The organism is Sphingopyxis sp. KK2, from assembly GCF_001990265.1.
Classification (GTDB): domain Bacteria; phylum Pseudomonadota; class Alphaproteobacteria; order Sphingomonadales; family Sphingomonadaceae; genus Sphingopyxis.
The window spans coordinates 1-14,705 of record NZ_LYVN01000013.1; the positions used below are offsets into that span (position 1 = coordinate 1).

At 65.0% G+C, this 14,705-nt stretch carries 13 protein-coding genes and 1 tRNA gene; 5 read left to right on the forward strand and 9 right to left on the reverse strand.

Annotation, left to right across the window (positions count from 1 at the left end; genetic code table 11):
* Positions 1-484: 484 nt before the first annotated feature.
* Positions 485-571: transfer RNA gene (locus B1A78_RS03610), tRNA-Leu, on the forward strand.
* A 189-nt stretch (positions 572-760) separates the two neighbouring features.
* Here B1A78_RS03610 and B1A78_RS03615 read toward each other — a convergent pair.
* The 3 genes from B1A78_RS03615 to B1A78_RS03625 are packed head-to-tail and all read right to left on the reverse strand — an operon-like array spanning position 761 to position 3,163.
* Positions 761-2,461 carry a recombinase family protein gene (locus B1A78_RS03615; RefSeq protein ID WP_077145648.1) on the reverse strand — a complete coding sequence of 567 codons (1,701 nt, stop codon included), beginning with the start codon at positions 2,459-2,461 and terminating at the stop codon, positions 761-763.
* Positions 2,454-2,897: a DUF2924 domain-containing protein gene (locus B1A78_RS03620; RefSeq protein ID WP_077145649.1), complete on the reverse strand. Its 444-nt coding sequence runs from the start codon at positions 2,895-2,897 to the stop codon at positions 2,454-2,456. The genes B1A78_RS03615 and B1A78_RS03620 overlap by 8 nt, the downstream gene beginning before the upstream one ends.
* Positions 2,897-3,163 (reverse strand): DUF3489 domain-containing protein, encoded by a 267-nt coding sequence (locus B1A78_RS03625; protein ID WP_077145650.1) that lies wholly within the window; start codon positions 3,161-3,163, stop codon positions 2,897-2,899. Before B1A78_RS03625 ends, B1A78_RS03620 begins: the two co-directional genes overlap by 1 nt.
* A gap of 196 nt (positions 3,164-3,359) precedes the next feature.
* Here B1A78_RS03625 and B1A78_RS03630 point away from each other — a divergent pair, with 196 nt between their 5' ends.
* The 3 genes from B1A78_RS03630 (at position 3,360) to B1A78_RS03640 (ending at position 8,987) form a co-directional block, all read left to right on the forward strand.
* Entirely contained in the window at positions 3,360-3,572 is a 213-nt protein-coding gene (locus tag B1A78_RS03630; protein ID WP_077145651.1) for a hypothetical protein, read from the forward strand.
* A 553-nt stretch (positions 3,573-4,125) separates the two neighbouring features.
* Complete coding sequence (locus B1A78_RS03635; protein ID WP_077145652.1) at positions 4,126-7,629, forward strand: AAA domain-containing protein; 3,504 nt, start codon at positions 4,126-4,128, stop codon at positions 7,627-7,629.
* Complete coding sequence (locus B1A78_RS03640) at positions 7,626-8,987, forward strand: phospholipase D-like domain-containing protein (protein ID WP_077145653.1); 1,362 nt, start codon at positions 7,626-7,628, stop codon at positions 8,985-8,987. Before B1A78_RS03635 ends, B1A78_RS03640 begins: the two co-directional genes overlap by 4 nt.
* On the opposite strand, the gene B1A78_RS03645 is transcribed toward B1A78_RS03640, so the two are convergent.
* Complete coding sequence (locus B1A78_RS03645) at positions 8,921-10,069, reverse strand: aromatic amino acid transaminase (protein WP_077145688.1); 1,149 nt, start codon at positions 10,067-10,069, stop codon at positions 8,921-8,923. The two genes, B1A78_RS03640 and B1A78_RS03645, sit on opposite strands and share 67 nt — an antisense overlap.
* A 53-nt stretch (positions 10,070-10,122) precedes the next feature.
* A complete protein-coding gene (locus B1A78_RS03650) occupies positions 10,123-10,335 on the reverse strand; it encodes a DUF6356 family protein (protein WP_077145654.1) in 213 nt (70 codons plus the stop codon).
* A 122-nt stretch (positions 10,336-10,457) separates the two neighbouring features.
* Between B1A78_RS03650 and B1A78_RS03655 the strand changes: the two genes are divergently transcribed.
* A complete protein-coding gene (locus B1A78_RS03655) occupies positions 10,458-10,910 on the forward strand; it encodes an Lrp/AsnC family transcriptional regulator (RefSeq protein ID WP_077145655.1) in 453 nt (150 codons plus the stop codon).
* 204 nt (positions 10,911-11,114) lie between these two features.
* Here the strand turns inward: B1A78_RS03655 and B1A78_RS03660 are convergent, their stop codons facing one another.
* Genes B1A78_RS03660 through B1A78_RS03675 form a run of 4 tightly spaced genes read right to left on the reverse strand, consistent with a single transcriptional unit; the run spans position 11,115 to position 14,702 of the window.
* On the reverse strand, positions 11,115-12,602 hold the full coding sequence (locus tag B1A78_RS03660) for a long-chain fatty acid--CoA ligase (protein WP_077145656.1): 1,488 nt from the start codon (positions 12,600-12,602) through the stop codon (positions 11,115-11,117).
* Positions 12,599-13,105 (reverse strand): hypothetical protein, encoded by a 507-nt coding sequence (locus tag B1A78_RS03665; protein WP_077145657.1) that lies wholly within the window; start codon positions 13,103-13,105, stop codon positions 12,599-12,601. Before B1A78_RS03665 ends, B1A78_RS03660 begins: the two co-directional genes overlap by 4 nt.
* On the reverse strand, positions 13,096-14,187 hold the full coding sequence (locus B1A78_RS03670; protein WP_256837450.1) for a zinc-binding dehydrogenase: 1,092 nt from the start codon (positions 14,185-14,187) through the stop codon (positions 13,096-13,098). The genes B1A78_RS03665 and B1A78_RS03670 overlap by 10 nt, the downstream gene beginning before the upstream one ends.
* Positions 14,184-14,702 (reverse strand): cupin domain-containing protein, encoded by a 519-nt coding sequence (locus B1A78_RS03675; RefSeq protein ID WP_077145659.1) that lies wholly within the window; start codon positions 14,700-14,702, stop codon positions 14,184-14,186. Before B1A78_RS03675 ends, B1A78_RS03670 begins: the two co-directional genes overlap by 4 nt.
* Between the last annotated feature and the right edge of the window lie 3 nt (positions 14,703-14,705).

Genomic DNA, 14,705 nt, shown 5'->3' on the forward strand with positions numbered 1-14,705 from the left:
GGGTCGGCGTGGGGGTCGGGGTCGGCGTGGGAGTCGGCGTCGGCGCCGGAATCACGATCACGCCTTCACCGGGCGACGCGACGCCGTCGGCACCGCACGCGGCCAGGATGGAACAGGCCACGCTGCTGAGCATGACCAAACGAACGCGCGCGAAAGCCGCCATGAAATTCTCCGTTATCCGCTGTGCGCGCTCAAACGGTCGAGCGACGCCCCTGCTGAAAAATCACCGGCCAGCGCGAAGGGATCGTCCCGCCACACCCCCGGTGACGCCGCCACTAGGGTGATTCGGTGACGGTCTGACGCCAGAGCGATGACAGTTGAGTGACTCTTCGGAGTCGATTTCATGACACGCGCCCAAGCGCGTCATGCAGCTTCTTCGCAGCTGCAAAAATAAATGCGGTCATGGTCGCTTGCATCGCTCGGCAAGCTTTGCTAGGCGCCCGCTCCTACCTGGTGCCGGACCCGATCCGGACCATCATGATGTGCGGTCGTGGCGGAACTGGTAGACGCGCAACGTTGAGGTCGTTGTGGCCGAAAGGCCGTGGAAGTTCGAGTCTTCTCGACCGCACCAGACAGTCCGGTAGGACTACAAAAATCAGCATAAATGCATGGCCGCCCCGCAAGGGCGCGCCGTTCTGCGCCATTCGCGGCGGAGCAATCCCGACCTGCAGTCAGAGACGTCCAAGTTCCGTCGATCGCGAGAGCAAAAAGAAGCCCGGTCTCGGCCGGGCATAAGAGTGACTGCAGTGGATATCGCTGTTTAGAACCCCAGCGCGACCTTCTGTTCCTGCCAGTGCATCGGCAGCTCGATGCGCGTCAGCATCGGTGCGGTGAGCTTCGCCGGCTGACGTCCCTCGACGATCGCCGTCACAATCTCAGGAGCCAGGCAGGACAAAGCAACAAGCTTTGTCAGCCGCGTTCGGCAACGACCAAGCTCGGCCGCGATGGCCGCGATCGATTGGGCCGGTCGTTCCATCACCAGCTTTCTCGCCGCATGGGCCTCAGCAACGAGTTGCACCAGCTTCTCATCACGCTGCCGTGGCGGCACCGCCGGAGCGGATGGCGGGAGCACGAGACGCAGCGCATGGCCACGCCGAACTTTGATTACCGGACAATGAAGGACAAGATCGGCGGGCTCTTCTTCTTCCGGTGCCTGGGGAAGGCCGAGTTGCTCTCTCAGTTTCGTGACATCGAGCTGGATCGCGATGTCATCGAGTGCGAGATCGATACGGCTGACTATTTGAACGATCGCGTCTCGGCATTCGCCCATCGCATCCGAGCGCAGCTTTGCAGCCATTGCCAGCGCTGACGATAGTGTCGCATTGATGATCTCGGCGCTGCGATCCGCCGACATTGCGACGATCGTTTGCTGGTCCTCAAGGAAGGTCGCGAGCCGGGCACGGATCAGCGGTTCGATGTCTGTCGCCGTCACCCGCCATGCCACTCCACCCTCGGCGTCTGTGCGAGTTTGATAATAACGGTGGCGCCGCTTCTGGGTGCCGCCCCTGCCGTTGGACACGGTCTTCGACGAATGGCTAGGCGACATCGGACGCCCCTCCCCGTCATACAGCATGCCGATTAGCAAGCTCGGCCTGCGCGCGGGCTGACGGCTCGATCCGCCCTGCGACCGCGCGGCGAGCGCACGCTGGACGTCATCCCACAGCTCTTCCGAGACGATGGCTTCCTGCTCGCCAGGAAAAGCTTCTCCTTTGTGGACCATGTCGCCCCGATACATCCGGTTGGCGAGCAGGTGATAGATCGTGCCGCGGCGAAACGGACAGCCGCCCTTGTGCGGGCCACTGGACCTGATCTGCACCTTGGTACGATATCCGTCAGCGGTAAGCTCGTCAGCTAGCGCTCGGACCGAGCCGAGAACAAGATAGCGCCGCATGATATGACGAACCTGCTCGGCCTCCTTCGGTTCAACAATAAGCTTTCGGTCACGGACGATGTAGCCGAGCGGAACAGGACCGCCCATCCACATGCCCTTCCGCTTCGAGGCAGCGATCTTGTCGCGGATGCGTTCACCGGTCACTTCGCGTTCGAACTGCGCAAAGGACAACAGCATGTTCAGCGTCAACCGGCCCATGCTGGTCGTGGTGTTGAACGATTGGGTGATCGATACGAAGCTGGCACCCGCGTTATCAAGCACATCAACGATCCGGGCAAAGTCCGAGAGGCTGCGGGTCAGCCGGTCGATCTTGTAGAGCAAGATGACGTCGACCTTTCCGGCGGCAACGTCGGCCATCAGCCGCTTCAGTCCTGGCCGCTCCATGTTCCCGCCCGAGAAGCCGCCATCGTCATAGCGGTCGGGCACCACCTTCCATCCTTCGTGGCGTTGGCTAACGGCGTAGGCGGCGCAGGCTTCATATTGGGCGTCGAGGCTGTTGAACTCCTGTTCGAGGCCGTCGTCGGTCGATTTGCGCGTATATATGGCGCAGCGAATGACCCGCTCAGCCACGGCGCGACCTCATGCCGAAAAAGCGTGGCCCCGACCAATGCGCGCCGGTTACTTCCCGGGCAATATGGCTCAGCGACTTGTAGGGCCGCCCTTCCCACTCGAAGCAGCCGCCGTCACGGACCAGTACCTCGACGGTCCGGCCATTCCATTCACGGATCAGGCGGGTGCCGTCTGCAAGCCTGATCGGCATGACCACCGGCGGCTGGCCCTGCTCTGAGCCGCCGGTCGAAAGGTTGCTAACCCGCGCAAGCTCCCGCCGGATGATCGCAGGGACTTCTCCGTACCGGCGTTCCTGCAGCATTTGCGCGGTCAGGCGCCGGAAAAGCGGATCGGGGAGACGTGGCGCCCCCCTTGCCCCGAGTTTGGTCCAATGCGCTTCGACCGCGGGGCGCGGCATCGCGGGCAGAGCCGCGATGACGGTGTCAATTCTCGACATCAGGCCTCGCCCGCCCCGGCCGTGATGGCCGGTGCCATCCCGTGCCATGCCGATGCGCCGCCTTCGCACTTCGAGCGGGTGATAGCCCAGCCCTTTTTGCGGAGGCCCGTCAGATAGGCTCGGCAGCTGTGCGGCTGCCAGCCGGTAGCCGTGGTGAGGTCTTCGAGTGTGGCGCCTTCGCTGCGGGTCAGCAGCGTCGCTACCGCGGTCGATTTGGTGGGATTGGTGGCGCCCGGCGCTTCGTTAGTATCGGTCTTTGTGGTCATGTCGGATCTCCTTGCAGACCCGGTTCATCCGGGCCCACTGATCCGAGGCCACTTACGCGCCATGCGTATCGGCCGGGCCAGCGCTTGGCTGGCGGGAACAGCAATGCTTGCGCGGCGCGGCAAGTCCAGTCGATTGGCGAACTAATTTCAGAAAGATGGATATCGACTTGTGCGGGCGGTCGAGCATGGTCGCCGCATGGCACATGACAGCCACTCCTCACCCGGCACGAAGATGCCCCCCTTGTTCGCCGAAATCACAGCGCTGATCGAAGATGCGCATGAGATCGCGGTCCAGGGGCAAGACGCCAAGCTGACGGCCGAAGAGTACCGAGCCATCGGGAGAGAACTGCAGAATGTGCTTTGTCTCGCACTGCAACGCATCGGGAGCGTCCGGGCCGCTCTCATCTAGCCTTCGCCGTGCAATCGCTTTTTCATTCGATCGCTAAAAGCTTCACGTGCAATTTGCAGAAAAAAAGTGCCCGGCCTGAAAGTTTCAAATTTTACAACGTGTTGCACGTCAGCATCAGTCATAGTCCATTCGACAGACACGCTGCCGAATTTCGTCGCGGTCCGCACGATCTGCTGTATTGGCCGCCGCGCGACCCGATGGAGGAGCTCCTTCATCACAAAACTTGGCGGCCTTCGGGGCCGCCTTTTTTGTGCGTCCGCTTTGCGCCCGATCTCGGTCGTTGCGAGAGCCGTTTACCCGAGCCGAAAGCAGACGTCTATCCTCCGGCCATAAATGGGGCGCTCGAGATCGCCATTCTTATGGCAACGCCCGCGTGCGCGATCTTCCCGCGGGATAAAGATATTATCACTTAGTAGCCTTCCAGATGCCGTGAGGCTGTCTCTCGCAATGCCAATCAAACCATATTGAACCAATACTCAGTAAAGACGCGCGCCTTCGCCTTGCCCTTAGTTGTGAATGCGCTACGCATGGCAGCGGTTTGGGGGAGAGAGCCTTGGCGGATCAATATATAGACGATCGGTACAGGCTTCGCCGCAAGCTGATCCCAGGCGACCCGCAGCGAGGCGTGCCCGACCTGTGGGCGGCCGAAGACACCGGCGATGTCTATTTCGTGAAAGTATGGCGGCGCGGGAGCGGCGACCAGGGCGACGTCAAAGCGCTCTGGAACCGCGAAGTGCGCGGTCTCATGCGCCTGCAGGGCTATCCGGGAGCGGGCGAGCTCTTCGTGCGCCTGAAGCAGCTCGGCGCCGACGAGCGCCAATATTATGCCGTGCTCGACGGCGGCCGCCGCCTGCTGCTGTCGGCGGTGCTCAAGGAGCGCGCCCGTTACAACTGGCTGCAGAATCTCGCCGAGCTCAACCGGCGACGCTCGCTGTGGGAAGGGCTGCGGCGGATCGCCGAGGGCCTTGCCCTGCTCCACAGCGAGGGCACGCTCCACCGCTCGCTCTCCGCCGATTCGATCTTCACCGCTCCCGAGGGTCTCGGCGACTTCCGGCTGAGCGGTTTCGAATGGTCGCTTCGCGTGGCGGGACGCGACGGCGCTGCCCCGAAAGTCGCGAACCGCGACGGGCTGCGCGCCGCCGAACTCGACCGCGGCAGCGGCGAATATTCGACGGCGACCGACTGGTTCGATTTCGGGGTGCTTGCGGCGCATGTCTTCGGCATCGATCCGAAACAGCACCGCAAGCGGGACTCGCTGCGCGCGCATGTCGAACGGCTTTCGGCGCTCAATCGCGGCGAGCGCGAGTTCATTCTGCAGCTGCTCGCGGAAAGCGCCGAGGACCGCCTCAACGATGACAAGGCGGTGCTCTTCGCGCTGCGCAACATCACCAACGAGCTCAGCATATCGAGCGGCGCGAGCGGCCGCAGCCTCGTGCTCGCCGTGCGGATCCTCGAAGGAGGCAATCTCGCGCAGGCGGTCGAACTCGCGTCGAAAGGCGAGGCACCCGCCGACATGCCGATGGCGCAGCGCAACTGGATCGAGCGCGACTTGCGGGGTGATATCCGGATCATCGCGCGCGGCGCCGCGAGCCCGCACTATATCCTGCGCGGCGAGCAGCTGAGCTACCGCGTCAAAGAATGGACTATCGGCGCTTCGTCAACCTGGAGCATCGGTTATTGCGAGGCCGTCGAGACCGTTCCACGGACCACGATCCACGATCAATATTTCAGTCGCGGCGACCGCAATATCGAGATCATCCTCTACCCCAAGGTCCGCAACAGCCAGCAGACGATCCGCGACCGCGCGGCGCCCTGGGACCGCATCTTCCCCTTTCGTCAGACCTTCGAAGCGCTCGAGCCGCATCTGCGCGACGTTCATGATTTCTTTCGCGTCACCCAGCAGCTCGATACCGTCGTCACCGTCGCCGAAATCTGTCCCGTCGAAATATTGCGGGTCCACCGCACCGAGAGCGATACCGAGGTCGAGGTCACCCCGTTCAGCGAGCCCGACCGCAACGATCTCGCGCAGGCCCTCGGACTCGAGCCGCCCGCCGACCGCCTGCGCGACTGGTTCAAGCTCGGCGCCGAGCAGGTCACCACCGACGATGAGGACGACCCGCGGCGCGACACCTACACCTTGCTCAGCCGCCGCACGATCAAGTCCGACGCCAATAATGAGGCCGACTGGACCTTCGTCGGCGCCACCCCGCATCCTTCGGGTCCGCGCTATCTTTTTACCTGTTCGGGCAGTCCGCCGCTCGCCGAGGGCGCCACGCGCTATCTCGCGCGCAATTTCGGCGGCACGATCGCGCAGATACGTCGGCGGCAGAAAGCGATCGAGGAAATGCGCTCGCACGAGAGCCTGCTCCGCCTCATCGACGACCCGCTGCGCGCGAGCCATAGCGACCAGGAAGCGGCGCCCGAGGGGCGCGTGCCGCTGAAGCTCGACCAGTCGAAGACCGACACGCTCGACCAGCTCTGGCGCATGCAGCCCTCCTTCGCGGTGCAGGGGCCGCCGGGCACGGGCAAAACGACGCTCATCCGCGCTTTCGCCGACCGGCTGATGAGCGCCGACCCAAGCGCCCAACTGTTGGTCACCGCGCATTCGCACCACACGGTGGATGATGTCCTTCGCAAGCTCGACGAGACATTCGGCAATCTTCCCGAAAAGGAACGGCCGATCCTGCTCCGGCTCGGCGCGCGCGGGCGCGTCGAGCACGACGCCCCGGCGGTTACCGACAAGCTTCTCGCGCGCCTTGCCGGAAGCGCGCTCGCCGTGCGGATGCCCGAGTTTTTACGCCGCCGCATGGCCGAAACCGCGCAGGCGAGCGCTGCGGGCAACGCCAATGATCTGCATCTCAGGCCGATGCAATTGCTCGTCCAGGACGCCGCCAACCTGACCTTCGCGACCTCCAACGCGGGCGAACTCGCCGAGCTTGCCGACCGCGGCCGGCGCTTCGATTGGTCGATCATCGAGGAGGCCGGGAAGGCGCATGGCTTCGACATGGCGGTGGCGCTCGAGGAGAGCCACCGCCTGCTCCTGATCGGTGATCATTTCCAGCTGCCGCCGTTCAACGCCCAGCTCTTCAAGCGGCTGCTCGGCGACCCGCTTCGCGTGCGCGCCGCGCTCTCGAAGGGCGCCGGCTTCGCGCCCGGGCTGGTCGATTCGACGATCGTCGAGGAGGATGAGGACCGCGTCCCCTTCGGCGAACGCTGCGAACGATGGCGCGGCATGGTCGATCTGTTCGCCAAGATTTTCACGAGCAGCTTCTCCGAGGAGGAGGGGCGTCCCGGCCCCGCCGCGACGCTCACCGACCAGCATCGCATGCACCCGGCGATCGCCTCGGTAGTGGGGCGCATCTTCTATCCCGACCCGGACAGTGCGTCGGGCACGCTCATCCACACGCCCGACGAGGCGCGCGAGCGATTCGAGGAGCAGCCGCCCTACGAGCTCGTCGAAAATGCCTGGTTGCCGGCGCAGCGCATCGTCTGGGTCGATGTCGACTGGCTCCAGAAGGAAAAATTCTCCGAAGGCGAGGTCGACGGGCTGTTCCGGTCGCCCGTCGAGGTGGACGCGGTCGTCAAGACGCTGACCCAGTTCCGTGCCGGGTCGGCGGAAAGTTGCGAGTGCCAGATTTTGAGCCCCTATAATGACCAGCTCGGTCTTCTCCGCTCAACCATCGGGGCAGGGCTCGCGGGAGAACTCGCGCATATGGCGAAGCCACCCTTCTCCCTGCGCGGCGGCAAGAGGATGGGGGCGACCGTCGATGAATTCCAGGGAAGCGAGGCCGATGTGGTCGTGGTCAGTCTCGTTCGCAACAATGCGCTCGTTCCCTGGAAGAGCGTCGGCTTTTTGCGCGAGGCCAACCGGATGAACGTGCTTTTGAGCCGCGCGCGCCACAAGCTGGTGATCGTCGGCAGCTGGGATTTCTTTGCATCGCGCTGCGACGCGCATACAGACGAGGACGTCGACTACAGCTATATGCGCCGCATGATGGCGGTGATGGCCGACGCCGAGGCTCAGGGTGAACTCGCGCGCGTGAGGGCGCCGGCATGAGCGTCATCTTCCTGCCCGTCCTACGGACCGCGGTCACCTACAGCGTGAGCTTCGGGCGGCGATGGACGATCCTCGAGCAAATGATCCTCCTCGACCTTGTCGAGGAACGGCGCACCGTGGCCGAGCTTGCGGCCGCCTCCGATCTTCCCGACCGGCTGGTCGTCGAAGCGCTGATCAATCTCTTGCGGACGAACTGGATCGAAATGCGGGCCAGCGACGCGGGCGCCTATTTCGCCGCGACCGCGGCGGGCAAGCGCCGGGCGGCTGAACAGACCCTGCCCGATCATGTCGAGCGCGGTGAGAAATGGACCTCACTTTGCTTCGACCGCGTGACCGGGAGCTGGCTACGCTCGGACGATCTCGACGTCGTCTATGAGCGCGATCTGCCGACCAGCGCGCGCCCGCTCGAGGCGCGCTATCAGAATTTCAATGCCGCCGATGGCGATTTTCGCGATCTCCTCTATCTCCAGCCGCTCGAAACATTGGAACCCGACGAGCCGCGGCTGCGCACGCCCGCAAGGCCTTACGCCCGTTTCGAGGTCACGGACGAAGCCATCGCGGGGCTTCCCGATTATGCCCCGATGAAATTGAGGCGTGCGATCCTCGATGCGGCAGGCGGCAGGAAGGCCGCGAACGACGAGGGCGCGGCGCTGCCGAAGGTCCGGACGGCCAGCCGCTACCGCGATACGATCGAGGCCGGCGATATCTTCGTCGGCGGCCCGGCGCAGCGCGCGCTTCTGCGCGAAGCGCTGCAAAAGGCCGGGTCGGCGATCATCATTCACAGCTGCTTCGTCAATCCTAAGACGCTGGCGGCGATCCTTCCGGATCTCACCGCGGCGGCGAAGCGGAAGGTGAAGGTCGAATTGCTGTGGGGTTTGCAGCGCGACGACGAGGCGAGCGGGCCGCCGGCGTCGATCGTCGAGGCGCGGCGCCTGCTCGATGCTCTGCCGTTCGACGAGCGGCAATATATCACGCTTTCGGCAAGGACCTCGGGTTCGCACGCCAAGCTCATCGTCTATGACGACGCGGAGACCGGAAACTGGGTCAGCGTGATCGGCAGCTGCAATTTGCTGTCGACCAATTTCGACGCGCTCGACGTATCGCTGCGCACTCGCAGCCACGGGATCGCTGCAAAGCTGCTTTCCTGGCTCACCACGACCCAGCAGCCCGCCGTCGGCGGCTGGTCGCATCAGGCGCGGCGCATCAATAGCGCCTGGGGCGCGGCGCGCCGGCGCGCGGCAGGGCGGGAAGAGGTCGGCGAGCATCAGCTTTCGCTTCTCGTCGATACCGATCACCACGCCTGTGTGCGCAAGGCGCGCGACGAGGCAAGATTGATGCGCCCCGAGCGCGCCATGTAGATTCCGTGATCGCGGCGCAATGCCTCGACGTCCTCAGCTCCGATGGGGAGCAGCGCGAACAGTCCCTTCTGCTTTCCGATAAAGGAAAGATCGAACGCGCCGCCCGATGCGCCCGCGAGCCGGCGCCGGACATCCTTGATGCGCAGGCGCATGCCGTCGAGGCCCTCGCGCCAAAGCCTGCTTTGCTCGGCGTCGCCCAGAATCGTACGGACGATTGCCGCGCCGTGATCGGGTGGATTCGAATAGTTGAGCCGTGCCAGCGACTGGATATTCGAACGCGCGAGCTCTGCCGCCTTGTCCCCGTCGGTCTTGACGAGCAGCATGCCGACGCGCTCGCGGTAGAGGCTGAAGCTCTTGGAGCAGGAAGCGGCCACAAGCGCCTCGGGCAAGCGCTCGACGATCATCCGAATCGCCGCTGCGTCTTCGTCGAGCCCTTCGCCAAGACCTTGGTAGGCCATGTCGACGAGCGGAACGAGCCCCCGCGCCGCCATGATCTCGACGATCTGCTCCCATTGGGCGCGCTCCGGATCGGCGCCGGAGGGATTGTGGCAGCAGCCGTGAAGAAGGACCACGTCGCCGCGCCGCGCGGCTTGAAGCGCCGCGATCGTCGCATCGAACGCGAGAGCATTTCTTTCGAGGTCATAATAGTCGTAGACTTCAACCCGAAGACCCGCCGCGGCCAGCATCGGCGCATGATTGGGCCAGCTTGGAACGCCAAGATGCACCGTCGCGCCCGGGGATGCATGCGCAATCAGGTCCATGGCAAGCCGCAGCGCGCCCGTCCCGCCCGGGGCCTGCGCGCAGACGACCGAGCCACCGCGCGCGCCTTCCCCGAGCAGCATCGTCGCTACGCGCGCATTGAACTCGGGATCGCCGTCGGGTGCGACATAGGCCTTGGTTGATTGGTTCTCGACAAGATAGCGTTCGGCCGTCTTGACGACGCCGGGCACATCGGTGCGCCCATGTTCGTTGCGATAGACCCCGACCCCGAGATCGATCAGGTCGGCACGGCCATCGGCGCGCAGGAGCTTTCCGACCTCGACCAGCGCGTCGACGGGGAGCCGGGCGGCAGCTTCCAGCATCATATAATCCTAACAGAGAAAGGCGGCGGGCCGGCGCCCGGCGTCACACGGCTTCAGCGCGCGTGGCGGTTGATGACCATCCGGTCGTGGAGACGATTGATAATCCCGCTGCCCGTCTTCACGCAGAGCGCGGGCACGAGAGCATGGACGAGGCAGGCGATCGCTCCGACGAACATCGCGAAAGAAAAGCTCGCCGCCGACACGAAGTGTTCGACATAGGATTCGCCGACATCGGCCGGGTGATCGCGGAAAATCTTCTGAAACATGGACAAGCTCCTTCCGGACCGCCCCTATATTCCAGCAGCATCAGAAATTATTTTCCAATTTTCCGTATTTTTGGCATATTGCAGAACATATATTCCACATTTTGGCCATATGAGAGAAAAATATGCTGGATAGCTTCGATCGGAAGATATTGACCGCGCTTCAGTCCGACGCGACGCTCTCTCTCGCGGCACTGTCCGAGATCATCGGCCTGTCGCAATCGCCATGCTGGAAGCGGGTGAAGCGCCTCGAGACCGAAGGCTATATCGCGGACCGGGTCACGCTCCTTGACAGGGAGAAGCTCAATCTCGGCGTCACCGTCTTCGTCAGCATCCGGACGAACCAGCATGATGAACAATGGCTCGCCGATTTTGCCTCGGCCATCTCGGAAATCCCCGAGGTGGTCGAATTCTATCGAATGAGCGGCGAGGTCGACTATCTGCTCAAGATTCTCTGTTCGGGCATCGGCGACTATGATCGCATCTATCGCAAGCTGATCCGCAGCGCGAAACTGTCCGACGTGAGTTCTTCCTTCGCGATGGAGCAAATCAAATATACGACGGCGCTGCCGATCTAGCGCGCCGCAGCGGCTCAAAACGCCTCCCAGCGCCCCAGCAAGGCCTTTGCCTTCATCGGGGTCCTGCAGGTCTACCGCAAGCCCGTGTCACAACGGCATCGACAGTGTAGCCAAACAAGGCTGCCTTGATCTCGAACGATATTAAGCGAAAGCCCGTCGGCTCCTTTTTTGCCTCATTAAAAATGGTCGGCGCCGTGTCGCCGCCTAGCGCAGCGCCGCCTTGAGGATCTTCCCGGCAGCCGACAGCGGCAATTCGCGGCGGAACTCGACCGATCGCGGGCATTTATAGGCGGCGAGGCGGTCGCGGCAATGCGCGATGACCTCTTCGGCCGTCGCATCCGACCGCGCCACGACCACGGCATGAACGCGCTCGCCCCAGTGCGGGTCGGGCTGGCCGACGACCGCGCATTGCGCGACCGCAGGATGCTGCGACAGCACCGCCTCGACCTCGACCGAATAGACATTCTCGCCGCCGGTGATGATCATGTCCTTCAACCGGTCGACGACATGGATATAGCCATGCTCGTCCATCCGCCCGACGTCGCCGGTGTGCATCCACCCGCCGCGCAGCGCCTCGGCACTTTCCTCGGGCCGGTTCCAGTACCCCGTCATCACCGCCTCGCCGCGCGCGACGATCTCGCCGATCTCGCCGACGGGCACTTCGTTATCGTCGGCGTCGACGATGCGCGCCTCGATCGCCATCACCGCGCGCCCGGCCGAGCGGCGGCGCGCCGGGTCGCGATGGTCGGCCGGTTTAAGCAGCGAGATGGAGCCCGAGGTCTCGGTCATGCCATAGCCCTGGACGAAACCGACGCGCGGCATCGCGGCGATCGCGCGGTCCATCAGCGCGGGCGGCATCGGCGCCGCGCCATAATAGATGCGCTCGACGCTGGTCAGGTCGTGCTCGGCAAAGCGCGGATGGTCGAGCAGCGCCTGCAGCATCGTCGGGACGAGGAAGATATCGGTCACCCCCTGCCCCGCGATCGCCGCCATCACCGCCTCGGCCTCGAACGCCGGAACGAACACGTGCCGCCCGCCACCGAGCAGGCAGGCGAGGAAGCCCGAGATGGCGCCGACGTGGAACAGCGGCGCGGTGTGGAGCATGCACGCGCCGGGCGCCGCATCGCCCGCCCCCGCAAGGCACAGCGCATAGGCCATCAGCGCGCGGTGCGACAGCATCACGCCCTTCGACCGCCCGGTCGTGCCGCCGGTGTAGAGGATCATCGCGAGATCGTCGCCATGGCGCAGATGCTCGTCGGGTTCGCCCGCCGCCGCGATCAGTTGCTCGAACACCGGGCCGGCCATCACGACTTCGCGCACCCCCGGCGCCTCGCGGCGGATGTCGGCCAGCATCGACCGGAACCCCGGATCGACGATCAATATATTCGCCCCGCAATCGGCGAGCGCATATGCGATCTCGCCTGCGGTCCAGCGCGTGTTGACCGGACAGGCGACCGCGCCCGTCCACAGGCTGCCGAACAGGACATCGACGAACAGGTCGCCATTGGGCGCGAGCAGGGCGACGCGATCGCCCGGCCTGACGCCGAGGTCGGTCAGGACCGCGGCGACGCGGCGCGAGCGCGACGCGATCTCGCGCCAGCTGCGCTGCCGCCCGCCATCGACCGTCGCGATGCGGTCAGGCGTTTCGCGCGCCGCGCGGTGCAGCGGCTGGGTGATCGAAAGGCCGGTCATGCCGCCGCCCGCCGCGCCGCAATGATCTGGCCGAGGGTTACGATGCCGCCGAAATACAGCGTCGCGAGGGCGATCGACGCCATGACATGCGCAAAGCTCTCACCCGCCTGCAGCAGCGGGGCCGCCATCACGGTGAGGTACAGCATGTACGGCCGGTTGATCAGCAACGGCAGCCAGCCGCGAAGCTGGAAATAGATCGCCGCGACGATCAGCCCGAGCACCGGCGCGACGCCCGCCAGCCCGCCGTGCACCGCGCCATATTGCAGCAACCATGCCGTCGCGGTGCCGCCGCACGCGCCAATCAGCAGCGGCGCCAGCGCCTTGCGCGCGACCATGTCGACGCTGCCCCAGTACCAGAGCAGCAGGAAGCCCGCATAGAGCGGCGTCAGCCCCAGCAGCAGGCCGAGCGCGATGAAGCCCGCGATCAGCAGCACGACGCCGCCGGTCACGATCGCGGCCATGCCGCCGCCCATTGCCGGGGCGGGCTGGTCGCTCACCGCCATGGCTCCACGACGATCTTGACCTGGTCGCCCGGCGAAGCGAGCCGTTCGAAGGCGGCGGGCGCATCGGCTAGCGCGACCTGATCGGTCAGGAAGGCGGTGCCGTCGATCGCGCCTTCGCCCAGCGCGTGCAGCGTCTCGGCGAACTCGTCGGGCGAATAGGCCCAGACGAAGCTGAAGCGCATCTGCTTGTTGATGCCGAGCACGGGCAGGATGCGATCATCCTCCATGCACGCGCCGACGATGACGATATGCGCGAGCGGCGGCGCCTGTTCGAGCAGGTTTTGCAGCATGCCGGGCACGCCGACGCATTCGAAGACGATCGCGTCGCGCATCGAGCGGCCCGACAGCTGCGCCGCGCCGAAGGAGGTCAGTGTCGCGGGAACGTCGAGCGCCTCCCAATGATCGTGCGGCGAGGTCGCGGCGGGATCGATGACGATGTCGGCACCCAGTTTCTCGGCGCGCGCGCGGCGCGCGGGCGAGAAATCGGCGGCGATGATCGGGCCGATGCCGCGGCGCTTCAGCGCGACGATCACCGCAAGCCCGATCGGGCCGCAGCCGATGACCATCGCGACGCTGCCCGGACCGGGATTGGCGACCGCGACCGCGTGCGTGCCCACCGAGAGCGGCTCGGTCAGCGCGGCTATCTCCGACGCGAGCCCGTTCGGCACCGGCAACAGCAACGCCTCGGTCAGCGCGACGCGCTCGGCGAGCGCGCCGCGATAACGCGTCGAAAATCCGATCAGTTCGGCGCCGAGCGGCCCGAAGGCGAAGGGGGTGGAAACGACGCGCGTGCCCGCCGCGAAGCGCTTTTCGGTGCCCGGTCCATGGTCGAGGATCTCGGCGCAGAATTCATGGCCGAGGACCAGGTCCTGCGCCGGATCGATGGTGTCGGGCGCGCCGCAGCGGCGGCCGATCTCGACTCCATGTTCGAGGTGATGGACGGCGTGGAGGTCCGACCCGCAGATACCGCATGCCAGCGTCTTCGCGACGACCTGTCCCGCCTCGGGCACGACATCGGCAACGTCGGTGACGGTCAGCGCGGCGCCGCGGCGGACCGCGGCGCGCATCGTGGCACCGCTCATTTTGCGCCTGCGAGTTCGGTCGGCTTGCGCTGGCCTTCCCAGCCCGGCTTTTCCTTGCGCAGACCGTCGACGATCTTGTCCCAGAAGGCGGTGGTATTGCCCCGGAAGCGGATGTCGAACGCATCGGCGGTGCGGAATTCGAGCACCTCGACCCCCTCGGGACCGGGCTTGTAGGTATAGGGGACGTCGGTGCCGACATAGAAGCCGTCGCCGGGGCCAAGCTCCTCGGTGCCGAGCTTCAACGAGCCGGCGATGATATAATAGAGGCAATCGGCGTTGTGGCTGTGCAGCGGCAGCGGAAAGCCGCTCTTGAACCAGGCATAGGTCAGGCTCATCCCCGGCATCGAGAAGAGCAATTTCACTTCATTGCCGTCGTCGGCGCCTTCGGCGGTCGCGCGCACGATGCCGTCCTCGATCACCGGGGTGATGCCCGAATATTCCATGCACGACGTCTCGCTGTACGGCGGCGCGTCGGCGGCGCGATAGACTTCAAAGCTCGGTTTCTTGGCAGTCATCAC